We start from the raw sequence: 22,919 nt of genomic DNA, 5'->3' as shown, positions 1-22,919 counted from the left end.
TTGTCGCTGGTTACGTAAAGTAAGTATAATATCAAAAGAGAGGCAAACTGGCGGTGGAGTTTATCATCAAAGTATTATTGGAAAATAGCAGGCTGCCCGTTGGATCTACCGTACTTATCACGATCTGGATGAATACATTAACGATTACGATGAAGCGCCGTTGTTTGGAGGCACTCACTTTGATAATGGAAGTATTCCGAAAGCGACAAAGTGCTTGATCAGGTCGAGAAAGCCTAAAAAATAAACGAGAGAGCCGGAGAAAATTAATGAATCTCGAACAGGAGGCACACCGAAACCGGGCGTCCTTCTTTTCTTATCCGCATGAACGTTTTGATTCAGTGTTTCGGGCATAGCCTGCGTGGGGAAGACTTATTATAGTTTGTTGCGCAGTGGAGATATTTATCGCCAGGCGTAAATAAATCGATTTCTGGGAATGGTAATTAGAAAATAGATGCGTAATAATATATTTTGTTTTATTCTCACTTAGGGGGATTCTACACGTATGGACTACAATCACGAAGAACTTGTTGAGCGTCTACAGGAAAACACCTTTCTGAAAAAAGAGGGGAGGGTGGAATTAGTCACAAAAAGTATTCCATTTCTGGAGGAAAAAGAAGGCCTGGATCCGAGGGTGAAACGATTTTTAGAACAGGAACATGATCCTGAATTGAGGCGCCCAATGACGCATGACGATCTCGAAGTCATCAGAAATCGTAAAGAACAGGACAATTACGATTTAAGCTCTAGTATCCGTACGGAAACAATGCTCGTTTCCCTGGAAAATCGGGACCTGGAGCTGAAAATATATAACCGGACGGAAAGCACCAAGCCAGTGCTCATTTATTTTCACGGCGGGGGGTTTTTTGAACGGGACGAGCTTGTAATGGATAATGTATGCAAACTGCTGGCTGAAAAAACGGAAGCTGTAGTGGTGGCGGTGGAATACCGCCTGGCCCCGGAACACAAATACGCAGAAGGGCTGAAGGACTGCTTTGACAGCGTTCAGTACGTATATGAGAATCACAGGGAATTTGGGGCAGACAGAAATCGGATTGGACTGGTCGGTGACAGCGTCGGAGGAAATTTGGCGCTCGGCGTTTATCACTTAAGCCGGGAAATGTCATGGAATATTTGCTACATGAGCCTGTTGTGTCCTTTACTGGATTTGTCCGAGGTATCTGGAGGAAGCCGGAAAATGGAGCAGTACAGCCCGGGCGTGGATAGAGAGCTTGTGCGCCAGGAACTCGTTACGATGCGTGAGTCGCTGTCTTTCATCCAGTCTCTTTACGTTACGGATCTCGAAGAGCTCGATCAGCCGCTTGTATCACCGTTGCGGAGCGAGCAAAGTTTCAATTATCCTCCTATAACAATAGTTACAGCTGAATTTGATTTTCTCCGGCCTCAGGGAGAAGAGTTTACGAAAAAGCTGCAGGAGCAGGAAAGTCCGGTACGGTATATTGAATATAAGGGAATGGCTCACACGTTTTTAAAAAAACTGGGCTACTACCCACAGGCTGCCGATGCGGTTCAGGAAACGGCAGCTCACTTCCGGTACGTACTTCAAAATAATACGCAAAGCAATTAAAAACAGGACTGGCTTCTGCCTGCCGGTCCTGTTTTTAATCGTTATTAGCCACTGGTGGCTTCACATTAGCGAAATTCCCTGTTCAATAATTTATACTTTATTTATATTTCTCTCAAACGTATACTCTCAACAGGATATAAAAAACCGGCCCGGGCAAAAACATACGGGCCGGCGGCTATCTTTTCTTCTCGGGCTCTAAAGATAAAACCATATATCCTTTATCTTCCTGAAAATTCCAATCAGTGAAAACGTCCGTAATTTTTCTCTGCAGAATTGGCTCCATGTGTTCTTCCTGAAACAGTCGTCGTTCCATTGGACGTTTAGCAATTTTAAGCTGTTCCTCGAAGCCTGCGTGAATAAGCTCTTTCTCAATTTCGACAAAAATACCAGCACGGTAAATCATAACTGAGCGTTCATCAATCCAATAGGATTTTGTATAGTCTGGTTCTTTCTGTCCTTTAATACTCAGGTTTATAATTTTTCTTTCAAAGGCTCTTTGGCTAAGGTGACCCGGCCAACGAAAATTTTTTGACGGCTCTTCCTCCATCACCGCCCAAATCATGCCAGTGTGGGCTTCAAAATTCCAATCAAAGTACCATTCCTTGATTGAACCGTTTACCATATCTTCAATGTCCGGCTGAACCCGGGGACAGAATTCATCCATAATGAATTCTCTCGATTGCGCCACACGCTGTTCTTCATTTTGCTGCAGTAGAATATTTTCCATTGGCCCCAAAAAATCTTTAACGTACATAACCAAAAAGGGGCGCTTATAGGAAACATGAATATTAACAGGTCCTTTCCCAAAATGGTCCCTTAATGCTTTGCCGGTATAAGCTGCAATCATCTGGGCTTCAGTTTGTTGTTGTTCCATAAAGTCTCCTTTTTGCCAGAACCGGGGTTCTTCTGGACTGGATACTGTTATACTGTTAAATAAGCTTTTTATATACAAAATTCGGATTTATTGAGTCTAAACGACTAGGCCTGAAATTATAGTTGTACCTGGCTCTTTAATTTTGCTGGCTATTTTTCTTTATCTGAATAAAAGTAATGATCATTTATCAGGACCATGCATTCTCTTTTACTTCAAAAGAATAGAAGCGTAGTATATTAAGTGGAAGGCACATAAAATGGTGCCTTCTCCATAGAAAAACTCTTCCTATGCCGGCAGGAAGAGTTTTTTATAGGTTAAGAAAGATTCCAGTTCCTTTATAGGGGCGATTTAGCCCCTGTTATAATGAAAATACCTTAAAAAGACTCACGCTTTCTGATCCATTTAAACAGCCACCGCAGTATCGGTGGAACGGCAATAAAGATAAACAGAATGCGGAACAGCTGATAGCAGATGACAATGGAGATATCGGCGTTTACTTCCCGGCCGATAATGCCCATCTGATCCATGCCGCCCGGGGCAAGGCTCAACAGGGCAGTAGCAGGTGAAACGTGATGCAGGTGCTCAAGAATCAGGCTGAGGCTGAATGCCCCAGCGATCAGAATAACACCGCCGGCTACGGTCAAGAATCCTATCCTTGCTTTTTTCTGCAGCTGTTCGGGCTTGAGAAGCAGGCCAAAATAAGCGCCAATCAACAGCTGGGCCCCGTTCGTAATGGAAACCGGGAGAGCGGGCGCCTCCAGGCCGGCGAGGGTTACACCGATCATCACAAGCATTGGGGCGAGCATATAGGAAGTGGGAAGCCGAAGCTTCTGGCCGGTCCAGGCAGAAGCAAAGCAGAGCCCGAGAAACAGCACCGTTGAAGGGAAAATACTGCTCCAGGATGCAGTCGTCTGGCCTGAGCTTCCGCCGGCTGCCACGTCCCCATTTGTAAATAGGGGGCTCACCGCAAGCACAGGAACGAGAAACATAATTAAAATAATCCGGGTCACCTGCATGAAGGTCACGATCGTAATATCAATCTGTTTTTCTTCTTCTGCGAGAGTTACCATCTGCGAAAGGCCGCCCGGAATGCTTCCGGTCAAAGCCGTTGGCAGGGAAACGCCGGAAAGAGAAGCAAATCCGAAGGCCATTAATCCGGAAAACAAAAGAAGCAGCATCGTTAGTCCAATCATCATCGGCAGCTGAGTGCCAATTTGGTGGAACGTCTCCATCGTAAACGACAGGCCGATCGTATAGCCGACGATAATTAACCCTGTGTTCCGAAGGGGCTGCGGCCAGTACATCTGCACTCGCGGCAGCTTTGAAAGAAGTAATACAACCGCCATCGGTCCAAGCAGCCATGGCACAGGGATGTTTAAGACAGAAAAGAAACAGCCGCCGGCAAAAGCAGCTGAGACAGTAACAAAAAGGCGCAGCCAGGCCGGCTGCACACGTACAGTTTCAGAATACATACAAAGACCTTCTTTATGGGAATTCATGTTGATAATAATACTATCATAGCATAAATTGACAGCGGTACCGATGTATTTGGCTTATTCCTCTCTTTCTGTCTGTACAGGAAGGTCTTCCCCAAATGAAATATCCTGGCCTTCGATAGTGCCGTCTGCGACTGCCCGGGAAGTGGCGCTCAATGTTTCTACTGTCTGTTTTGTAAGGTAGCCATTGCTTTTTTGCCCTAATACTTCATCATCATTTGCATTATCGGCAGTGCCGCGCATTTCAAACAACAATGTGGAAATACCATACGTATTCGCAATGCCATAAACGCCGATGCCCTGGTCATATGCTGTTCCTCCTCCTGCATATTTTCCAAGATGCCCCCAGCCCTTCGGTTCAATAGCTTCATAAACGATGCCTCCGAGCTGCTTAGACTCATACAGGGTTTCATCTTCAGTATGATCGGGATGTGGGTAAAGGATAGCGCCCGACACATACTTCCCGTCTTTTTCCCACTGGGACCCCTGGTGGTGCAGGTCAATCATATAATTAATATCATAAGTGCTCAGCACATTATCATGAAAGGCCTGGGTTTCCGGCTGTGAACGGGCTTCATGATCCCGGTTTAAATCAACCCCGTCCGCATTCATGCGCGTTAAGTGACGGTCGCCGCTAGCCGCATAATCCTCCAGTTCGAAATTCACGTCCCCCATTGCACCATCCGCATTATACATAGGGATGAAAAGCAAATTAACGTCATCCAGCAGCCCCCTGGTTTTGCCAGTACCAAGCTGTTTAATAAAATCAAGCGATCCCTCGGTCGTTAATGCTTCATCCCCGTGCTGCTGGGCAATGTACAAAATAGTAGGATTATCCGGGTCAGACATATACTTTACAAGATGCATGTCCCGCCCTTTGACAGTTTCACCAAACACCTCGAGTTCCATAGAAGGTTGCTTGGCTTCCTGTTTTTTTAGAAAATTTGTCATTTCTTCGTATGTATGCAAAATGGAAGTGTTTACTGTTTCGTGCCCCTGGTAATTTGGACCGTTTCCTGCAGCGTAAGCTGTTTCTCCTCCCTTCATGATGCCTCCAGCAAGCATAGTAATGACCGCAGCTGCTAATACGATATGTTTTTTCAAAGTAAGCCCCCCTAATAACTTTCAATCTCTTCGTCCTGTTCTACGAAAATTAAGCGATTCCTGTTATGAAAAAGAAAACGTGAAGAAAGTAATGAAAGAGATTCATTTAGGTGGAGAACGAAAAATTCGCTAGGTCGCCCTGCCCTGCGGCCCAACATAATAGTTTTTTAATTTATGTTAATGTATAAGAGATAAAAGCGAAGTATTTATCCCCAGAAGAGGCAAAGGAGATAATTATGGTTAATAACGAAGAACTTGTGTATACAACAAAAAGATACCTGCGCAAGCAGACGCTGGCAACGATTCTCGATCAATTTGACGACCGGTTGATGAAGCTGAACAAAACCCGGAGGAAGGCAAAATACGTCAAGATGAAACAGGATCCCTACAGCTTTTTTCGGGGAAGCGCGTATTTATTCTACTACGATGTAGTCAACATCCCCTTTCGGCATCATACGCCAACAGACAAGCCGACCTGGATCATGGGCGACATGCATATGGAAAATTTCAGCAGCTTTCAAAACGAAAACGGAGAGATTGTTTTTGACGTGGATGACTTTGACGAGGGTTATCTTGGTTCCTATTTGTATGACGTCCTCCGTATGGTGGTCAGCATCCGGCTGTTTGCTATGCAGCAGGGGTTTGACGATGAGGAGCGGGACGCTTTCGTCCGGACATATTTAGAAGCGTACTATAAGCGTCTGAAAAAATTTAAAAAAGGCAAAAAGAATCCAGTAAAAACGCAATTCACTTCCCGGAACACCAGGCAGCCGATAAAAAAAACTCTGCAGAAACTTGAAGACCGAAAGGCTACGCATGAGCTCGACAAGCAAACCATCGTCAATGACAGCGGCGATCGTGTGTTTGAACGGGGAAAATCCAAACTTGATTCAGTGACCGATAACGAGTATCAGGGAATAATGAAAATTTGGAACCAGTATTTAGGAAGTCTTGCGGAGGAAAGCTACCGGAGCAAAGAGCACTACGAAATCAAAGACATCGTGAAAAAGACCGGAGCAGGCATCGGTTCTACGGGACTGAAGCGCTTTTACATTCTAATTGAAGGCGAAGAGGATCACGTTATTCTGGAAGCAAAAGAGGCGCGGACGCCCATCCCTGCTTACTTTTTCCCTTATGAAGAAACATTCTGGACAACGAACAAACACCAGGGCAAGCGGGTAATCAAGACCCAGCGGGCCATGCACCACCTGGCGGATCCGTATTTAGGCTATTTCACCCTGCAGCACCGCGACTACTACGTCCGGGAACGCTCGCCGTATGATAAAGATTTAAAAAGTAAGCACCTGGAAGAGCCAAAACGAATGCACCAGACGGTACAGACAATGGGAAAGATATCGGCAAAGGTGCATGCCCGGGCGGATATTGATATTCAGCAGGGGCTGCTGGACTATCACAGCGAGGATGAAATTTTGAAAGCTATTGGGAACGAGGAAGAGATTTTCATTCAGGAAATGATTACGTGGTCAAAGTTTTACAAGGAGCGGGTAGAGGAAGATTATGAGCTGTTTCTTGAATGGTTAAAAGAAAACTTTAAATAAAAGGAAACAAAAGGATGCCGGCAGAAACCGGCATTTTGTCTATACATACGAAAGAAACTGAAATACCTCTTCGCTTGTATACTTATACAGCAAGTAAGTGGAAGCCTGCGGAAGATCGAATTCCGGAACGTTTACATGAAGGACTCTTCCTTCCATGAGCTCCCTTCTTACTGCAGAACGTGGAAGAAAGGAAACCCCAAGGCCTTCCTCAATGAATCGTTTTGTCACGTGGCTCTGGGAAACTGTCATAGTTTGCAGCCGGGGGAAACGTGTGTGCAGCATCTGCAGAAGCGAATCCCAATATCCCGGATGATTATAGGTGAAAACCACGTTTTCCGTAAGCACAGTAGTGGCGTCGAGCGGCGGCATCGTTTCAGCGTCGCCGCCATCATGAGGGGCGACCAAAAGCACCGGTTCCTGGTGTAAAAGCTTCTGGTGTATATTACTGCCAGAAGTGGGAAGCAGGGAAAGGCCAATATTAGCAGAGCCGTCGTGGAGGCGGCGTTCGATAAAAACCGAATCCTGGACATCGATAACTACGTCAATATGCGGGTGGGCTTTGGTGAATATGCGTATGATGCGGGGAAGTACTGATGCCGCAAGCAGTGGAGAAATGACGATCGTCAGGGTGCGTGTTTTGCCCTGGCGCCATTGTTCCATATCCTTGAGACCAGAATGATAGCTTTTAAGTACAGCCTGAGCATGCGGGAGAAATCTCCGCCCTTCCTCACTCAACAAAACCCGGCGCCCCTGAGTAGTAAATAAGTTGAACCCCAGCTGTTTTTCAAGGTTTTTAATATGGATAGTGACCGCCGGTTGGGAAATAAAAAGGATTTCGGCCGCCTGGCGGAAATTTTCATGTGCAGCGGCAGTAGCAAATGTCTGCAGCCATTCTAATTTCATAACGCTCTCCCCTTATAATAAAAATTTATCAATAAAAGCAATTTTATTTAATATTTATTATTACACACCCGCGTTAAACTAAATACAACAAAAAGTAAGGGGGGAAGTAAAATTGAACGGAAAAGGACTGGAAAACGTAATTGCTGCAGAAACGGCTGTCAGTATGGTGGACGGGGAAGATGGGAAGCTGATTTACCGTGGATATCTGGCAGCAGATATAGCGATGGAATCCTCGTTCGAAGAAGCTGCCTATTTACTACTCGAAGGAGAAAAGCCAAATACGCAGCAGCTGCTGACATTCACCGATTCGCTAAAGGAAAGGCGCACTGTGCCCGGGCATATTCAAAAGATGGTACAACAGATGCCTGCTGATGTGGATATGATGAATGTGCTTGAAGCGGCTGTATCCGCCTTGGCAGAAAAGGATACGCTACAGGAATCACCGCGCAGCCAAGCAGCAAGGCTGATCGCTTTGCTGCCTGTTATTATCGCCAGCCGGCACCGGCTTATTCAGAAAAAAGAAATCGTGCAGGCAGACCCCGCCCTCTCCCACGCTGCTAATTATTTGTATATGCTCCGTGGCCGACAGCCAGCAGAAACAGAGAGACGGGCACTCGAGGCATATTTAATTTTAACAATGGAACACGGAATGAACGCTTCCACCTTCACCTCACGGGTGATTGCTTCTACTGAATCGGACTTCTTTTCAGCTGCTGCCGGAGCGATGGGCGCCCTGAAAGGCCCGCTTCACGGCGGGGCGCCGGGCGGAGTTATGGATATGCTTGAAGCTGTAGGCTGCAAAGAAAACGCCGAAGCATGGCTGCGGAAAAGAATAGAAGCCGGTGAAAAGGTGATGGGGTTCGGCCACAGGGTGTATAAAACGATTGATCCAAGAGCAGAGGCATTAAAGAAAATATGTGAAAGCACCGCAAATGATAATGACTGGCTTGATACTGCGCATTACGTAGAGCAAAAAGCGGTGCAGCTGCTGAAGGAGTATAAACCAGAGAGGAAGCTGTACACAAATGTAGAATTCTATGCAGCGGCTGTGTTAAAAGCGGTTGATTTTCCTAAAGAGCTGTTTACCCCAACTTTTGCTCTTTCCCGGAGCGTCGGCTGGAGCGCCCATATTTTGGAGCAGAGAAGTGACAACCGGATTATCCGCCCCCAGTCCGTATATACTGGGAAAATAAATTAAACGGTGGAAATTTAACAAAAACTCTTCAGCTAAAAAAGTTGGAGAGTTTTTTATTAAAAGCAAGCTGGCGGGAGAGAAGGGTAGTATGATTAAGAAAAAAACGTGGGAGGCAGTGGTTCCTGGGGAAACTACGACGAAAGGAGATATGGGGATGAAAAGTAAAATTGGGGATGGCAGGTATACAACAGCGGGAGACCGGGATATTACTGTGTTTGTGATAGGAATGAGAATTAATAACTGGAGGGCGGTGCATAAATGGCTTCCAGTGCTGCTTGCGATGCCCCCGATGATAAAAGAATTATCCATGCACAAAGAGCTGGGGTGTATGGGAATGCAAAGCTATGTTCAATTTCCGGCGACAATGATGATTCAGTACTGGAATTCCAAAGAAGAACTGCTTGCATATGCGCAGGCACCAAAGCATTTAAAGGCGTGGCGTACGTTTAATAAAAGAACGAGAGGAAACACCGCAGTTGGAATTTATCACGAGACCTACCTTGTGCCCAGCGGGGCATACGAATCAATTTATGTAAACATGCCGCCGTTCGGTCTCGGAAAAGCTATTGGTACAGAACCAGTAACGAAAGCGACCGGTACAGCCGAAGAACGAATAGGACAGAAAGCTAAAAAATAAAATTTCAAACAGACACTAGGACTTATCTCATGTTTTGGCGTATAATAAATAGTAGCACCACCCCTGAGGACGACTAGTTAGGGTATTTTTAACAAAAAGTGAGCAGATAAGATGAAAAAACTTTGGATTGCCCTGACGCTTCTCTTAGTGGGGGGCCTCACAGCAGGGTTACTACTATTTTCGGAATGCACACAGGCAACAGGTAATGCATGCCTTTATGTATCGACTGATGGAAACGACAGCAACGATGGCAGCAGGTCAGACCCCCTGCGGACGCTGGATGCAGCTTCTGAACAGACAGAACCCGGGATGACAGTATATGTCCGGGGCGGCACGTACGAAGAACCATTAGAAGTAGCGGAAAGCGGAAGCTCCTCGAAGCCGATAACATTTGAAGCATATGAAGACGAAGAAGTGATTTTAAGTGGCAGCTCCCTGGAGGAGTCTGCGGGCATTACGGCAATGATTAAGGTTGAAAACCAGGATTTTATCACGATTCGAGGATTTACTATACAGGATTTATCCACAGAGCTTAACAATGAGACCCCTGTAGGTATTTTCGTTCATGACAGCGCTGAAGGCATCACGCTTGATAACAATCATGTCCGCGGCATAGAAACGAACGCAGACAGCGGGAATGCTCATGGGATTGCTGTATACGGCCGTGAAGCAGTAACGGATATCGAAATCAGTAATAATATGGTGGAAGATCTGGTCCTTGGTTCAAGTGAAGCAGTAGTACTGAATGGTAATGTAGAAGATTTTACGATTGCTTCAAATACAGTGCGCCATAACGATAATATTGGGATTGACATGATTGGATATGAAGATGTGGGGGACGACCCGGCCCTTGACTATACCCGGAATGGCACAGTGGAAAATAATACGGTTTATGATAACTCTTCATACGGCAACCCTGCTTACGGAGAGGGAGACGTTTACGGCGCGGGAGGCATCTATGTGGATGGCGGCAGCGATATTGATATAAAAAACAATACAGTTTACCGGAATGACCTGGGTATTGAAGCTACTTCAGAGCAGGACGGGGAGCATGCGGACGATATCCGGATTACCGGGAATACAGTTTATGAGAATAATTTTACCGGCATATCAATCGGCGGGTATGACGAAAAACGCGGTGGTACGAAAGACAGCACGATCGCAGAAAATATTATGTATCGTAATGATACAAAAGATTTAGACGGCGGGCAGCTGCTGCTTCAAAATGATACGGAAAACAACCGCATTGAAAATAATATTTTAACGGCAAGCAGTTCACGTGTGTTTATCGCCAATTACTTTGAAAACAACACAGGCAATGAATTCCGGCAAAATGTGTACCATCGGGAAAAGGGAAAAGAAAGTATTTGGGTATGGGAAAATGAACAGGTATCTACGCTCAATGAATTCCAGTCCCTGGTCGACAGTGGAACTAATTCCCGCTACGTGAACCCCGAATATAAAAATGCCTCTAATTACAATTTTGAACTGTCCCAGGATTCTCCCGCACGTGAGGTCATAGAATAAAAAGAGCCGGACGGGGAGCAGCATCCGTCCGGCTCTTTCGTATGCTTTTAAAGAATAGTTCGTTTGTTCATCCACTGGCTGAGTTTTGTGAACAGCGTCGGCGGATTTGGGCGCTCAAGGTTGTTCGGGTTGCAAAAAGCGAAGTAATCGACTTTTTCGATAAAGTACGTAAGGCGGAGCAGAGCAAACAGCAGGGCACCGCTCGATCCGAGGGCAAAGCTGAGTCCATAGCCGTTAAAGCCGAAAGGAAGCAGCAGGAAGGTGAGTACAGCGTTTAAAGAGAAAAACAGGATGGAAGTAATCATCGCGCCGCGCCGGTCTTCAAAGTAAAGAAGGATAAGCGTGAGGACAAGAACCATCGCGTTTGAAAACGCTCCGACCGTTGTAAAACGGAAGATCGAGATAATGTCGTTTTCGACGGGGACAAAAGTGGCAGCGTAGCCAATCGATAAGATGATCACGATGGAAATCAGGCCCTGGCTGCGCACAAGCCGCTCAAGCTCCTGCTTTAAGACGTATTGCATAGATTCTTTTGACGATTTGATCTGTTGAAGCGTACCGCCTTGATTGATATAGCCGTAAAATGAACGGTAGCGTTCGTAGAAACGGGTCTCTACCGACACCACAAAGATAATCAGCGTAGGAATAATCGTCAGATAGGACCAAAAAATTGCTGTGTCGTATACCCGATTATAGACAAACGTATCAAGTAGAATTGATCTTCCCTCGCCAAACCAGATAATCCAGTTACACACCCAGATACCGACGTTATACAAAAATCCGGTCCAGAAGAGGGTCGGATATTTGTCGAAATAGCCGATGTATTGAAACTGGTTGTCCGATGTATGAAGCGGAAACGTAATCAGCATCGAAAACAGCAGCCCGAACAACGTGACAATCATGCCGCTCGTAAAGCCAAGCACAAGCATAAAGCTCGTAGCATGAGGAATAAACATAAAAGCTTCCGCAGAGCGGCCGAGAAGAAATACCATGCCGACGGCAATCACTGCGCCGGATAAAAAGCTGTAGGCAACGGCCTGGTAAAACTTTGCGGCACTTAAGAATAAAAACAGGACCCAGATCAAGTTAATGGTTACAAATAACACAAGGAGCAAAAGCTCATACATAAATGGGAGAGAGCTTATCCATATAAAGATAAGCCAGGCGGTTACCGCCAGAAAAAGAGTTACTTTCGTCATGCCAAGAAATGTTGGAAACACTTTATTCGTCTTTTTTTCATAGAATAAATCCGCCACATACCGCGTGACTACCAACTGCTGGATACCAAAAAGCACCTGGGAAAATATAAACGAATAGGAAATAGATAAGTTGAACAGCTCCCTTTCCTGCAGCGTAACAGGAAGAAATACCATGGAAAACCATTGGATCATTGCAATCGTGGCGATAACAACAATCCAGGGCCCGGCCGTTACCAGGCCGGCGAAAGCATAGGCTTTCATCCTGGAGGAAAAATAGTCTTCCTGGAATAACTGCTGAAGTTTAAACCCTATGCCGGCCATATTCGACCCCCCTTTGATGATAACGTTCTGTGTATTCCTGAATAAACTGGTGAATCTGGTAATATGCTTCGACCCGGTTTTGTCCGTTGCGGCCAAACTTTTCCGCTTCCTCCGGGTGCTGGTAGATCCACTCGCAGCGCTGGGCGACCTGATCCGGATTAACCGGAGGAACGACAAAGCCGGCAGGCCCGTATGGGTCCCCTTCCCGTCCGTGAATCAGCTCCGAGCAGGAGCCGACATTTGTTGCAATAAACGGAAGCCCTGCTGCCATACCTTCGAGAACGGCGAGGGGCTGGCCTTCAGAAATACTTGTCAGCAAGCACACATCAAAGGTAGGCAGGTAATCAGTAATATTAACTTTTCCGACAAGAAAAACGTGGTCCTGCAGACCAAGCTGATCGACAAGACGCCGGCACTCGCCGGCATATTCGAGATCTTCATCAAGCGGTCCCATAATAGTGAGTTTAAAGGGGACGGACCGGCTTTTTAAAATGTTGCCGGCATGGATCATCGTCTTAATGTCTTTAATAGGAACGACGCGTACAATAGCCCCGATATGAACGTACGAACGATGGTGTTTATCCTTTTCGACAAGTGATAAACGGGAGTAGTCGATTCCGTTTGGAATGATTTCAATTTTAGCCGGATCGGCTCCGATCTCCTCCTGCAGTTCCCCGTTACGGGCGAAAAGTGTGATTACATCATCAGCTTCTTTGTACGCTTGACGCGAAAGATGATGGAAAAACGTAATCCAGCGCTGCTTATAGTAGTCCGGTATCCAGTCAGCCTGCAGAATCTCTTCCTCCCGCTCCCTGGAATAGATCCCATGCTCGGTCAGCAGATACGGAATACCCTGCTGCTGTTTAATAGCAGCAGCCACCATCCCGGCGTAGCCTGTTGAAGCCGAATGAACAATATCAAGGTCTGGAAATGAGAATTGCAGCAGTTCGATAACGGGCGCGAACATGCCGCGCCACATCCAGAAATAGTCAATAAATGAGCCGGACTGTTTTTCTTTATCATAACTCTGCTGCACAATTTCCCAGAACAGGCCGCTGGAGAAAAAGTTTTCCGTGCCTCCAAGCTTCTGGCCTAGAGCAAGAAGGGCATCCGAACGGACGGATTCAAACATCATCCACTCAGTGATGGCTTCTTCATCCACTGGAGTCAGAGAGAAATTACGCTGCCGTCTCGGCTGCTGCATGTTCAGCGGAAGATTAAGCACCTGCGAAATATTGCCGGGCAGTTCATAACGATAGTCCTCCGGGAAAATCGGCTCTGGGGTAATGGCGATGATGATGAATTCATGCTCGGGCATCTGTTTTACGAGCATCTGCACCCAGCTGGCCACCCCGCCGCTTACGTACGGATAGCTGCCTTCTACAACCATGCCTATTTTCATGAAGCATCATCCTTTAATGGAATTTCAGCCTGCGGCTCTTCAAGAGTGAGACGGTACAGTGTGCCGGTGCCCCCATAGGCTTCGATTGAACCGAAATCAAAGCTTCCCGTTTCGATAGAAGTACCTTTATCAACACGAAGCATCATGGTGGATGGCTCAAGCAGGTTTTCCCCCTGAATCATAATTCTGTCTTCATTGTACGTGACTTCAATGTTTGAGGCCTGATAGCTTTTTATTCGTTCAGTCGCCTGCGCCTGGGTCATGCTGTCGAGGTATGGATAAGTGTTTTCGACAAAAACCGCCATGTCCTCAAACTGAGCTTTCATATCCTCCCAGCCGTCCCCATAGGCCCGGTCCGGGTCAAGCACGTCATCCGGGTGAATAAAGTGGGAAAACACGCCGAAGTTGGCAATAGCGTCTGCCTGAATAAATTGTGAATCCGCGCTTTCCCAATATCCACTGGAAATACGGGGGAAATGGTAAAGTGACGGATATTTTTCGTCTTCTTCAAACTCCTGGATAAAGCTTCCTTCCCCTTCGCCGGTATAGAGGGAAGCGATCGTATTGATGCTTGGCAGAGCTTCGTGGATTGCTTCAATTCCCGTTCTGTTTAAAACGTTGGAAGGAGGGACATACGTTTTGAACTCTTCTTCAGGATAGTAATGCTGAAATACTTCTTCTACCCGTGTCAGTGACTCCTTCATTTTTTCTTTATCTTCCCACGGGGTGTATAAAAGTTCGGGATCCATAGGATCGTCTTCGGTTACAAGCGGCTGGTGATTGTAACCGTGCAGGCCGATCTCCCCGTCGTGCCGGTAGACGTTTCTGCCGAAGAAAAGCAGGGGGAATCGGTCACTTTCAATAAGTTCTTCCGCTGTGAGATCCATCGTATCCTGGTATGTGCCAATTATTAACCCGGTGTACGTAAGGTCATGATCCATGCCGATTTGTTTCATGTCCTCCCACCAGACATCGGCATAAAAGTCTTCCACAGACATGTTGTATTGACTGGCAATTTGCTCATCTTCCGCCGACGGTGCTGGCGCAGGGAAATCGTCAATGTGGGCCATTTTAATATCAGCCTGGCTGCTTGCAAAAGCAGGCGGAAGAATAGAAAGTGATTGGAGAAGCATGCCGCGTGCATTTTTCATTTCCATAGCAGTCGTATTCCAAAAAAGAGCTTTGCCCTCCCCGTATTCATTGGTCCACATCAACGGGTCGCCTTCAGTGGATAAATAAGGCTCGGCTCCTTCACGCAGCGTCATGTTGGCGATGCTGTGCGAAAAAAGTGCTGAATCATTGCCAAGGTCCGTATAGCCTGGAAAAAGTTCCTGCTCAAACGTCAGGCCCTGCCGGTTGCTGAAATCATTCACATCATCGATACCGAGCATTTCGTTGTAGCGTGTATCGATAAAACGGGCTCCGATAAAGAGACGGCCCCCTTCTTCGACAAATGATTCTATCTCTTCAAAAGGCCATTCCTCGGCGTGTTCGCCGGCAAGCACAAGCACATTATAAGGAGAGGGCTCAAGGTCTGCAATTTCATCCTGAGAAATTTCGGTATAAGGCACTTTGGCGTAATCCAGGGCATGTTCAAAGTTATTCAACGTGTTTTTAGAAAGGTCGCTGTCGTTTTCGTGCACGTAGATGTTCATTTCTTCCCCTGCCGTTTCCGCGTTGCTTGAGTTCATTGTTTCCGTTTTTTCCGCTGTATTTGAGGCCTGGTGGGGGAGCCAAAGCTGAAAACGTTCGAGCCTGATGAATTGAAGAATAAGAAGGACGCTTAAAATCACCACAAAGAGCCCCACCGTTGATTTCATCATCTGTTTTCTCACGAAACGACACCCCCCATCTGCCTGACAATATACTGGCGGTTTTCCGGTATTTTATCTACATCCACATTTTCATGCATCCGGGTGAGCACCTGCTCAATCCCGGACCAATCTTTTTGGTTATAATAATACTCAATTAAATTTAAATAGCCGTCAGCTTTGTGAGGAAATGCCTGGAGCATATACATATACGTATTAACCGCCTGGGTCGCAGAGCCGTGCTGCAGGTAAATATATCCAAGCTGGTTAAAAACCTCCATATGGCCTGGGAAATCCTTGGCTGACTGTTCTAAAAATTGAAGAAATACATAGCGGAGGTGCTCCTGCGAATGGTCATCCAGTAAACGGCTGTCCAGGTAGCCGCGGTAAATACCTATTAATCTACTGAGAGTCTCTTCACTGTAGAAGTGTTCATGCTCTGCCCTCGCTGTATCAAGACTTTTTTCGTAGCGGTCCACAAGCAGATTCATCGTCGTCGCCGCATAGTGTACAGTTTCCGAATCATCATTGTTAAGACCGAGGTTTAAATACTTTCCTTTGTCTGAGATGTTGGAGTTGATAAGCTTCAGCATTAAGCTTTTACGATCCGGCTGATTATCATTTGTGAATGCTTCCATCAGAGGAGTGAGATTTTTGTTGTCTTTTGCTTCGTGTCGCAGGTGTTCCAGGTTAATCGGCTGAAACTTTACGTAGTCTGTATAGTCAGAGACGATTTTATTTGAATCCACCCGCTTGGAAGCCCACCAGGCGAGGAGGCCCAGCACTTCCCCAAGCAGTGGAAGAAAACAGCTGATCAGCACTATCCAAATGACAGCTCCGTGCTGCTCGGACTGAAGTCTTTTATTTGCAGCTTTTGCTGCTGCAAATAAAACGACGGCGTGAACGATGTAAAAAAGGATCACTAGTATCGTCGGCTGTGTGAGATTACCCAGCATGAGTACCTCCTTTTTCCTTTAAGGCTTTCTTGATCCGCTTTTCTACTACTTGGGCGTTTTCAGCATCGGTGCCCGGGAGAAGGAAATAGAGAACGCTTTGGTTGGACTCAAAGCCAATAATATCTATTTCGCGCAGATAAGTCCGTAAAATAACCTCAGCTTCGGCGACAGACATTCCTTCAAAGCGGTCAAACTGAATGGCTGCCGTGCTGTAAGGCACACCGTATTCTTCCTGGCGCACGTCCTGCTGAGCCACATGGGCGTCGAAGGCTTCTTTATAATAGACGTTTGTACCTGGAAGCATTTGTTTCTCTTCATCCTTCGCCTGCCACTCACGTGCTTTTTCAATACGATTGGAAATCCAGTCGAGCACAAAGGACATGATTTGAATTTCATGGGTAGTGAGGCGGGCGAAATCAAGCTGATCGATAATCAGCACTTCCTGAATTTCTTTATTATAAACAATAGGGCCGGCAATTACCGGAGCGTTTTGCTCGTCTTTGACGTTGCGAAGCGTGATTGCTTTTTCTGTAAATAAACGTTGGTAAAAAGAAGATTCTTCGCTTAGAAATACAGTTTGTGGGAGCACCTGCGAGCTTCCCTGGCGGACTCTCAGACGGAGAGATCTTTTAGACGAGTCGACGTGATAAATCGCAATATTATCAGCTTTAAATAAATCGGAGATAATCGCAATGGCTTCGTTTCGCACAAGCTCCGGCGTCGGCTGATCGAGCTTGAGGCCGACCTGGTAAATCTGGGCAAGAGTATGCTCGGAATCCAGTACCTTCTCTTGCATGACACGCTGGGACTCCTCGAGTTCTCTAATGGTTTTGGTCAGTTCTTTATTATCATCTTTTAATTCATCCTGGGTGTACGTAAGGCTTTCGTAACGCTCCCGGTAGGACGAGCTGTAAAGGCCGCATATAACAGCCAAAAGCAGGGAAAACAATAAATAAAGATAGTCACCGGTATCATAAAACAGCAGAAATAAATCATCGCCTGCTGTGAACGTGGCAATAACATGATACACAAGGGTCGTAAAAAAGCTCAGAATGGCAATATTAATGCCGTATCGCAGAGAAAAAAACAATATAGCAAACAAAAATGGATTAAGCGTCCAATCAAGCATTCCCAACTGAAATGCCTGATCGATGACTCCCAGTACAAGAACGACAACGAGCAGCTCCGCAACTTTTCTCCACACATTTTTCTGCGTGTAAATCATCCCATCACCTCTTCAAAAAGTTATATTAGGTTTATGTACCGTATTGCCAGGACCGCACTCTCAGGGTAAGATCAGTAAAACTTTATACTTACAAAAGAATTGAAAATGCGGTCTTCAGGGTTTAATGGCATGGTTCATAAATCCCTGCACTTAAAAAGGACCAGTCCTATCTCTGTGCTTTAACGCGTGATTACTATCTATAAGGGGGAGCATTATGGGTATTATCTCACAAAAAATGATTTTTGTTACAAATTTTTCTCTATTTTTTTATGAGTCTTTTCTAATGAAGCTAAAACCCGCTTCTCATGGCGCTCCTTCAATGGGTGAAATAAAAAATTACAAGATTTTTTATGATTCTCCAAACAAAACCATACTCAAAAAGATGAAAAATTATGATGTGGTGATCATCGAGCCGGTATACTATACAAGGCAGCAGGTAAAGTACATTCAGCGGGCAGGCACAAGAGTTTACGGCTATATTAATGCGATGGAAGCTGACCGGTGGAATGAAGCTTTATATGTACAGCTGGACGAAAAAGATTTTTTCCGGCGCCGCGGGACCCTCGTATATTACAAGCAGTGGGATTCCTATTTAATGGACATGAATGCCTCTCACTACCGTGAGGTGCTTTTGAACGAAGTAACGAAACAGATTCACGCCAAAGGGTGTGATGGCGTGTTTTTAGACACGGTGGGAAATATCGATGACGAGCATGAAAACCACCCGAAAACACTGCGGGAACAGCGGGTGGCGATAGCTGCATTTATGCGGGGTATTAAAGAAAAACATTCGCAGCTGGCCGTCATCCAAAATTGGGGTTTCGATACACTCAGCACGACTACGTACCCGTTTGTAGACGGCATTATGTGGGAAGGATTTGATTATTCTGCAGTTGCTGGGGATGAATGGGCGCAACAGAAAATTGCCAAATTAAAAAAGCTGCGGAAAAAATATAAAATTGAAGTGCTGACCGTCTCGGGAAGGGAAGAAAAAGAAAGCCGGAAGTATGCAGAATCTCATGGCTTCTGCCATTTTCATTCTACGCATGGATATAACATCTGGGAGTAGGGCAAAGAAAGCAGGACAGCAAAGGTTCTATCGTAGAAGAGTGTTGTTATTCAAAAGAAAATGATGTAGTTTGGAAATAATAAATAACCAAATTTTGGGGGAGATCAGTGATGATACTAGTAACCGGAGGCGCAGGGTATATAGGAAGCCATATTTGCGTAGAGCTGTTGGAAGAAGGCCATGAAGTAATAGTTATTGATAATTTTTCCAACAGCCGTTCCGTCTCTCTGAGGCGGGTGGAAGAAATTACTGGAAAAAGCCTCGAATACTTTGATGTGGATCTGCTTGACCGCAAAGAAATGGAGAGCATATTTGAAAGATTCGACATCGAAGCGGTTATTCACCTCGCAGGATTAAAGGCGGTTGGAGAATCAGTGGAAGTTCCGCTCAAATACTACCATAACAATATTACCGGAAGTATTATTCTTCTTGAAACAATGAAAAAATTTAATGTAAAGAAAATGATTTTTTCGTCCTCGGCTACAGTATATGGTACGCCAAAAACAAATCCAATTACAGAAGACTTTGAGTTGCAGGCAACGAATCCGTATGGAAATTCGAAACTAATGATTGAAGATATTCTCCGGGATCTTTATGTGTCCGATCACGAATGGAGTATTTCCATCCTCCGGTACTTTAATCCGATCGGTGCCCATCCGAGCGGCCGAATCGGGGAATCTCCAAGCGGCATCCCGAATAATTTGATGCCGTATATAACACAGGTAGCGGTCGGAAAGCTTCCGCAGCTGAACGTGTTCGGCGATGATTACCCTACAAAGGACGGCACGGGAGTGCGCGACTATATTCACGTGGTAGATCTTGCAAAGGGCCATTTGAGTGCTCTGCATAAATCAATGGAGGGGCCTGGAATCGGAGAATTTAATCTTGGCACCGGACAGGGCTACAGCGTACTGGAATTAGTAGAAGCATTCGAAAAAGCCTCCGGAAAAGAAGTTCCGTATGAAATAAAGAACCGCCGTCCGGGAGATATTGCTGTTTGTTATGCAGATCCAGCTAAGGCACGTGACGAGTTGGGCTGGACCGCTGATAAAGGAGTCAAAGATATGTGCGAAGATTCCTGGCGTTGGATTAAACATAATCCAGAAGGGTATTTTACTGTGTAAATAGTAACTGTTAAGAAAAAAGCCTGTTTTATCAGGCTTTTTTGTTTTTATTTCTAAATTTAAGAGATATTTCTAAAAAAATGTACTTTATATGTATAAAATATAGTACTTTAAGCACGGTACTTATTACTAAATTAGAAGTATAATAAAGGAAATAATGAATGATTGTTCACTCGTACATATGCCGGGCGACCGGCATAACTAAATAAATGGGGTGAGCAGGATGGGTATGAAGTGGTTAAAAGCCGCTGTCCTTCTAGTGTTTTTGCTTGTTACCTGTTTTTCGTTCCCGTTGCAGGCGGATGCCGCCAGTTCAAAGTATGTAGTGAAAGGCAACACTTCTAGCAAGGTAGTAGCACTGACTTTTGATGACGGCGCGGACGGGGCAAACATTTCGAGAATTCTTCAGACACTGTCGACTCACAACGTGAAAGCGACCTTTTTCTTAACGGGGGGCGGAACGAAAGATCATCCGCAGTCCATACGGAATATCGCTGCTGCCGGACACCAGCTCGGCAATCATTCATACTCCCATCCTGATTTCACCACCATTTCCACTACTAAAATGAAAAAAGAATTAGCAGACACCGAAGCCCTGGTGAAAAGCACTACCGGTAAATCAACCAAGCCAATTTTTCGGGCTCCGTTTGGCGCTACCAATTCCACCGTGCTTAAAGCAGTAGGAGATGCCGGCTATACGCATACTCTTCACTGGAATATCGATACAATTGACTGGAGGGGCCTTTCGAAAACCCAGGTGCTGAATAAAGTAGTGAATAATATTGAACCAGGCTCCATCGTATTGATGCATACCGGAGCAGGCGCCCCTGGTACGCCAGCTGCGCTGCCGGAGATGATTACGAAGCTGAAAGCACAAGGCTACAAATTTGTAACAGTCTCAGAATTACTGCAGCTTCAGGGTGCACCGTCGGACGGGGCTTCATATACCGTGAAATCAGGGGATACGCTGTACAGCATCGCGAACCGTAACAACGTAAGCGTGACCGAGCTGAAAAAAGCGAACGGCATCCCGACGAGCTCGAATGTGATCCGGGTCGGCCAGGTTCTGAAAATTCCGGGTAAAGGGACCACTACTCCGCCACCGGCTGAATCCGGCACGTATACCGTGAAATCAGGGGATACGCTGTACAGCATCGCGAACCGTAACAACGTAAGCGTAACCGAGCTGAAAAAAGCGAACGGCATCCCGACGAGTTCGAACGTGATCCGGGTCGGCCAGGTTCTGAAAATTCCGGGTAAAGGGGCCACTACTCCGCCACCGGCTGAATCCGTCACGTATACCGTGAAATCAGGGGATACGCTGTACAGCATCGCGAACCGTAACAACGTAAGCGTGACCGAGCTGAAAAAAGCGAACGGCATCCCGACGAGTTCGAACGTGATCCGGGTCGGCCAGGTCCTGAAAATTCCAGGTAAAGGCACGACCGCTCCGCCTGCTTCCTCCACTACGTACACCGTGAAAGCGGGGGATACGCTATATAGCATCGCTAGAAGATATGACACTACGGTTCAAAAAATTGCTGCGGATAATAATATTTCCAATACGAGTGTGATTAGTGTCGGCCGGGTATTGAAAATTGCTTCATAATAATAAATATTAGATGGTTGAACGTGAACGCTGGGCGGGTAAAGAGAACCAGACCGTAAGAAAAGGGAGGTTCTTCAATGACCGAAATTACGTTTAAACCAGAAAAAGGCACGCATACTACTAAAAGCAGCGAAGGCCATAACATTCAGTATACGATCAATTTCGTGGAAAAAAATGATGAGCGGGCCGTGCACGTGAATTACGAAACGAAGGACCGTCTCACCCCGCAGGCAGGAACAGTACTATTTGAGATGGGTCAGACAACGATAGAGCAGCGCGGAGTTGTTTTTCACCTGGACGGGACACTCGAAAAAGGCGAAAACGAATAACCGGCCGAAATCATCGGCCGGTTATATTTTTGGAAAAAAGAGGATTGCAGCTGCTTTTTTGGTATAATAGCTTTTCGGGAAGGAGCAAGTGCCTATGATATTATTACTGGTATTTTCGTTTAAAGTAATTTTAGCCATCATTGCTGCTGCAAATATTCTTTTAGAGGCCTTTACTCCGCAGCCGCTGTTTGCCGGCTGGATGAAAGGCATCCACGTATTGAGTCTGCTTTATTTATTGTATTTCAGCCTTCATAAGAATTTTGCCGTAGAAGAGGGAAATGAATGGAAGGAAAGCTACCGTTGGATCCTGCCTCCGCGGAAAAGAAAAGAAAAAGTGCTACTCATGAAGGAAAAGAAAAGAAAGAAAAAATTGTTATGACTAAAGTAACTGTACATGTTCTTCTCTTTGGAAGGATGGTCGTTTTTTAAATTAATTTACAGGATCTTGACATATTAAAAAGCTAAGTGTAGTATTATCTTTAATTAAAGATATTTTAATTAAGGGTATGATGATGATGAGTAATACAAATAGTGGCCAGGACCTTGCTTTAAAATCGTTAGTCGTATTATCAAGAGCTAATCACGCAGTGGAAGAAAAAATACGGGAGGATATCCGTGCGCACGGATTGAATCCTACCGAATTTGCTGTACTTGAGCTTTTGTATCACAAAGGAGAACAGGCTATTCAGCGCATCGGGGAAAAAATTCTGCTCTCGAGCGGGAGCATGACATACGTTATTGACAAACTCGAAAAGAAAAAGTATCTCCTTCGAAGCCGTTGTCCGCAAGACCGGAGGATTATTAATGTGTGTATCACAGAAGAAGGGTCTGCCTTGATGGACGAGATTTTTCCCCAGCATCAGGCGGCTATTCAGGAAATGTTCAGTATACTTGATGAAAAAGAAAAAGAAACATTTATAGCTATGTTGAAAAAATTAGGCCTTTCTCTCGAAAAATAAATTTTTTTATATTATTATCTTGAATTAAAGATATA

At 45.6% G+C, this 22,919-nt stretch carries 20 protein-coding genes; 11 read left to right on the top strand and 9 right to left on the bottom strand.

What is annotated here, in order from left to right; genetic code table 11:
- Nucleotides 1–502: 502 nt before the first annotated feature.
- Entirely contained in the window at nucleotides 503–1,585 is a 1,083-nt protein-coding gene (locus tag CHL76_RS11015; protein WP_094908583.1) for an alpha/beta hydrolase, read from the top strand.
- Nucleotides 1,586–1,760: 175 nt separating this feature from the next.
- Here the strand turns inward: CHL76_RS11015 and CHL76_RS11010 are convergent, their stop codons facing one another.
- The 3 genes from CHL76_RS11010 to CHL76_RS11000 all read right to left on the bottom strand — a co-directional run bounded on the left by CHL76_RS11010 (nucleotide 1,761) and on the right by CHL76_RS11000 (nucleotide 5,059).
- Complete coding sequence (locus tag CHL76_RS11010; RefSeq protein ID WP_094908582.1) at nucleotides 1,761–2,459, bottom strand: Na-translocating system protein MpsC family protein; 699 nt, start codon at nucleotides 2,457–2,459, stop codon at nucleotides 1,761–1,763.
- 374 nt (nucleotides 2,460–2,833) lie between these two features.
- Nucleotides 2,834–3,931 carry an AbrB family transcriptional regulator gene (locus CHL76_RS11005; RefSeq protein ID WP_158219156.1) on the bottom strand — a complete coding sequence of 366 codons (1,098 nt, stop codon included), beginning with the start codon at nucleotides 3,929–3,931 and terminating at the stop codon, nucleotides 2,834–2,836.
- A gap of 81 nt (nucleotides 3,932–4,012) precedes the next feature.
- On the bottom strand, nucleotides 4,013–5,059 hold the full coding sequence (locus CHL76_RS11000) for a M14 family zinc carboxypeptidase (protein WP_371862282.1): 1,047 nt from the start codon (nucleotides 5,057–5,059) through the stop codon (nucleotides 4,013–4,015).
- Between the two features lie 236 nt (nucleotides 5,060–5,295).
- Between CHL76_RS11000 and CHL76_RS10995 the strand changes: the two genes are divergently transcribed.
- Nucleotides 5,296–6,618 carry a DUF2252 domain-containing protein gene (locus CHL76_RS10995; protein ID WP_094908580.1) on the top strand — a complete coding sequence of 441 codons (1,323 nt, stop codon included), beginning with the start codon at nucleotides 5,296–5,298 and terminating at the stop codon, nucleotides 6,616–6,618.
- 39 nt (nucleotides 6,619–6,657) lie between these two features.
- Here the strand turns inward: CHL76_RS10995 and CHL76_RS10990 are convergent, their stop codons facing one another.
- Nucleotides 6,658–7,521 (bottom strand): LysR family transcriptional regulator, encoded by an 864-nt coding sequence (locus tag CHL76_RS10990; RefSeq protein WP_094908579.1) that lies wholly within the window; start codon nucleotides 7,519–7,521, stop codon nucleotides 6,658–6,660.
- A 112-nt stretch (nucleotides 7,522–7,633) separates the two neighbouring features.
- Between CHL76_RS10990 and CHL76_RS10985 the strand changes: the two genes are divergently transcribed.
- From CHL76_RS10985 to CHL76_RS10975, 3 genes are all read left to right on the top strand, one after another.
- Nucleotides 7,634–8,719 carry a citrate synthase/methylcitrate synthase gene (locus CHL76_RS10985; RefSeq protein WP_094908578.1) on the top strand — a complete coding sequence of 362 codons (1,086 nt, stop codon included), beginning with the start codon at nucleotides 7,634–7,636 and terminating at the stop codon, nucleotides 8,717–8,719.
- A gap of 151 nt (nucleotides 8,720–8,870) precedes the next feature.
- Nucleotides 8,871–9,353, top strand: a complete 483-nt coding sequence (locus CHL76_RS10980; RefSeq protein WP_094908592.1) for a DUF4188 domain-containing protein — start codon at nucleotides 8,871–8,873, stop codon at nucleotides 9,351–9,353.
- 111 nt (nucleotides 9,354–9,464) lie between these two features.
- Nucleotides 9,465–10,880 (top strand): right-handed parallel beta-helix repeat-containing protein, encoded by a 1,416-nt coding sequence (locus CHL76_RS10975; RefSeq protein WP_094908577.1) that lies wholly within the window; start codon nucleotides 9,465–9,467, stop codon nucleotides 10,878–10,880.
- A 47-nt stretch (nucleotides 10,881–10,927) separates the two neighbouring features.
- On the opposite strand, the gene pelG is transcribed toward CHL76_RS10975, so the two are convergent.
- The 5 genes from pelG to CHL76_RS10950 are packed head-to-tail and all read right to left on the bottom strand — an operon-like array spanning nucleotide 10,928 to nucleotide 17,794.
- Nucleotides 10,928–12,400: an exopolysaccharide Pel transporter PelG gene (pelG, locus tag CHL76_RS10970; protein WP_094908591.1), complete on the bottom strand. Its 1,473-nt coding sequence runs from the start codon at nucleotides 12,398–12,400 to the stop codon at nucleotides 10,928–10,930.
- On the bottom strand, nucleotides 12,381–13,802 hold the full coding sequence (pelF, locus tag CHL76_RS10965) for a GT4 family glycosyltransferase PelF (protein ID WP_094908576.1): 1,422 nt from the start codon (nucleotides 13,800–13,802) through the stop codon (nucleotides 12,381–12,383). Before pelF ends, pelG begins: the two co-directional genes overlap by 20 nt.
- Entirely contained in the window at nucleotides 13,799–15,637 is a 1,839-nt protein-coding gene (locus CHL76_RS10960; protein ID WP_094908575.1) for a DUF2194 domain-containing protein, read from the bottom strand. Before CHL76_RS10960 ends, pelF begins: the two co-directional genes overlap by 4 nt.
- Nucleotides 15,634–16,569, bottom strand: a complete 936-nt coding sequence (locus CHL76_RS10955) for a tetratricopeptide repeat protein (RefSeq protein WP_094908574.1) — start codon at nucleotides 16,567–16,569, stop codon at nucleotides 15,634–15,636. The genes CHL76_RS10960 and CHL76_RS10955 overlap by 4 nt, the downstream gene beginning before the upstream one ends.
- The gene (locus CHL76_RS10950; RefSeq protein WP_094908573.1) at nucleotides 16,559–17,794 is read right to left on the bottom strand and encodes a hypothetical protein; all 1,236 of its coding nucleotides are present in this window, start codon (nucleotides 17,792–17,794) and stop codon (nucleotides 16,559–16,561) included. Before CHL76_RS10950 ends, CHL76_RS10955 begins: the two co-directional genes overlap by 11 nt.
- 382 nt (nucleotides 17,795–18,176) lie before the next feature.
- Between CHL76_RS10950 and CHL76_RS10945 the strand changes: the two genes are divergently transcribed.
- From CHL76_RS10945 to CHL76_RS10920, 6 genes are all read left to right on the top strand, one after another.
- Entirely contained in the window at nucleotides 18,177–18,863 is a 687-nt protein-coding gene (locus CHL76_RS10945; protein WP_158219155.1) for a putative glycoside hydrolase, read from the top strand.
- 107 nt (nucleotides 18,864–18,970) lie between these two features.
- Nucleotides 18,971–19,987 carry a UDP-glucose 4-epimerase GalE gene (gene galE / locus CHL76_RS10940; protein WP_094908571.1) on the top strand — a complete coding sequence of 339 codons (1,017 nt, stop codon included), beginning with the start codon at nucleotides 18,971–18,973 and terminating at the stop codon, nucleotides 19,985–19,987.
- A gap of 229 nt (nucleotides 19,988–20,216) precedes the next feature.
- The gene (locus CHL76_RS10935; RefSeq protein WP_332908340.1) at nucleotides 20,217–21,596 is read left to right on the top strand and encodes a LysM peptidoglycan-binding domain-containing protein; all 1,380 of its coding nucleotides are present in this window, start codon (nucleotides 20,217–20,219) and stop codon (nucleotides 21,594–21,596) included.
- 77 nt (nucleotides 21,597–21,673) lie between these two features.
- Nucleotides 21,674–21,925 carry a hypothetical protein gene (locus tag CHL76_RS10930; RefSeq protein WP_079474178.1) on the top strand — a complete coding sequence of 84 codons (252 nt, stop codon included), beginning with the start codon at nucleotides 21,674–21,676 and terminating at the stop codon, nucleotides 21,923–21,925.
- A 94-nt stretch (nucleotides 21,926–22,019) separates the two neighbouring features.
- On the top strand, nucleotides 22,020–22,304 hold the full coding sequence (locus CHL76_RS10925) for a hypothetical protein (RefSeq protein WP_094908569.1): 285 nt from the start codon (nucleotides 22,020–22,022) through the stop codon (nucleotides 22,302–22,304).
- Nucleotides 22,305–22,437: 133 nt separating this feature from the next.
- The gene (locus tag CHL76_RS10920) at nucleotides 22,438–22,884 is read left to right on the top strand and encodes a MarR family winged helix-turn-helix transcriptional regulator (RefSeq protein ID WP_079474358.1); all 447 of its coding nucleotides are present in this window, start codon (nucleotides 22,438–22,440) and stop codon (nucleotides 22,882–22,884) included.
- Nucleotides 22,885–22,919 lie beyond the last annotated feature (35 nt).

It is taken from the genome of Marinococcus halophilus, from assembly GCF_002265875.1.
GTDB lineage: Bacteria > Bacillota > Bacilli > Bacillales > Marinococcaceae > Marinococcus > Marinococcus halophilus.
This window is presented reverse-complemented; position numbering and strand designations above follow the sequence as displayed.

Bases quoted from the DNA above. Each gene is read 5' to 3' on its own strand.
- CHL76_RS11015 (WP_094908583.1), top strand. From the start codon at position 503: ATGGACTACAATCACGAAGAACTTGTTGAGCGTCTACAGGAAAACACC.
- CHL76_RS11010 (WP_094908582.1), bottom strand. From the start codon at position 2,459: ATGGAACAACAACAAACTGAAGCCCAGATGATTGCAGCTTATACCGGC.
- CHL76_RS11005 (WP_158219156.1), bottom strand. From the start codon at position 3,931: ATGTATTCTGAAACTGTACGTGTGCAGCCGGCCTGGCTGCGCCTTTTT.
- CHL76_RS10995 (WP_094908580.1), top strand. From the start codon at position 5,296: ATGGTTAATAACGAAGAACTTGTGTATACAACAAAAAGATACCTGCGC.
- CHL76_RS10990 (WP_094908579.1), bottom strand. From the start codon at position 7,521: ATGAAATTAGAATGGCTGCAGACATTTGCTACTGCCGCTGCACATGAA.
- CHL76_RS10980 (WP_094908592.1), top strand. From the start codon at position 8,871: ATGAAAAGTAAAATTGGGGATGGCAGGTATACAACAGCGGGAGACCGG.
- CHL76_RS10975 (WP_094908577.1), top strand. From the start codon at position 9,465: ATGAAAAAACTTTGGATTGCCCTGACGCTTCTCTTAGTGGGGGGCCTC.
- pelG (WP_094908591.1), bottom strand. From the start codon at position 12,400: ATGGCCGGCATAGGGTTTAAACTTCAGCAGTTATTCCAGGAAGACTAT.
- pelF (WP_094908576.1), bottom strand. From the start codon at position 13,802: ATGAAAATAGGCATGGTTGTAGAAGGCAGCTATCCGTACGTAAGCGGC.
- CHL76_RS10955 (WP_094908574.1), bottom strand. From the start codon at position 16,569: ATGCTGGGTAATCTCACACAGCCGACGATACTAGTGATCCTTTTTTAC.
- CHL76_RS10950 (WP_094908573.1), bottom strand. From the start codon at position 17,794: ATGATTTACACGCAGAAAAATGTGTGGAGAAAAGTTGCGGAGCTGCTC.
- CHL76_RS10945 (WP_158219155.1), top strand. From the start codon at position 18,177: ATGAAAAATTATGATGTGGTGATCATCGAGCCGGTATACTATACAAGG.
- CHL76_RS10935 (WP_332908340.1), top strand. From the start codon at position 20,217: ATGAAGTGGTTAAAAGCCGCTGTCCTTCTAGTGTTTTTGCTTGTTACC.
- CHL76_RS10930 (WP_079474178.1), top strand. From the start codon at position 21,674: ATGACCGAAATTACGTTTAAACCAGAAAAAGGCACGCATACTACTAAA.
- CHL76_RS10925 (WP_094908569.1), top strand. From the start codon at position 22,020: ATGATATTATTACTGGTATTTTCGTTTAAAGTAATTTTAGCCATCATT.
- CHL76_RS10920 (WP_079474358.1), top strand. From the start codon at position 22,438: ATGATGAGTAATACAAATAGTGGCCAGGACCTTGCTTTAAAATCGTTA.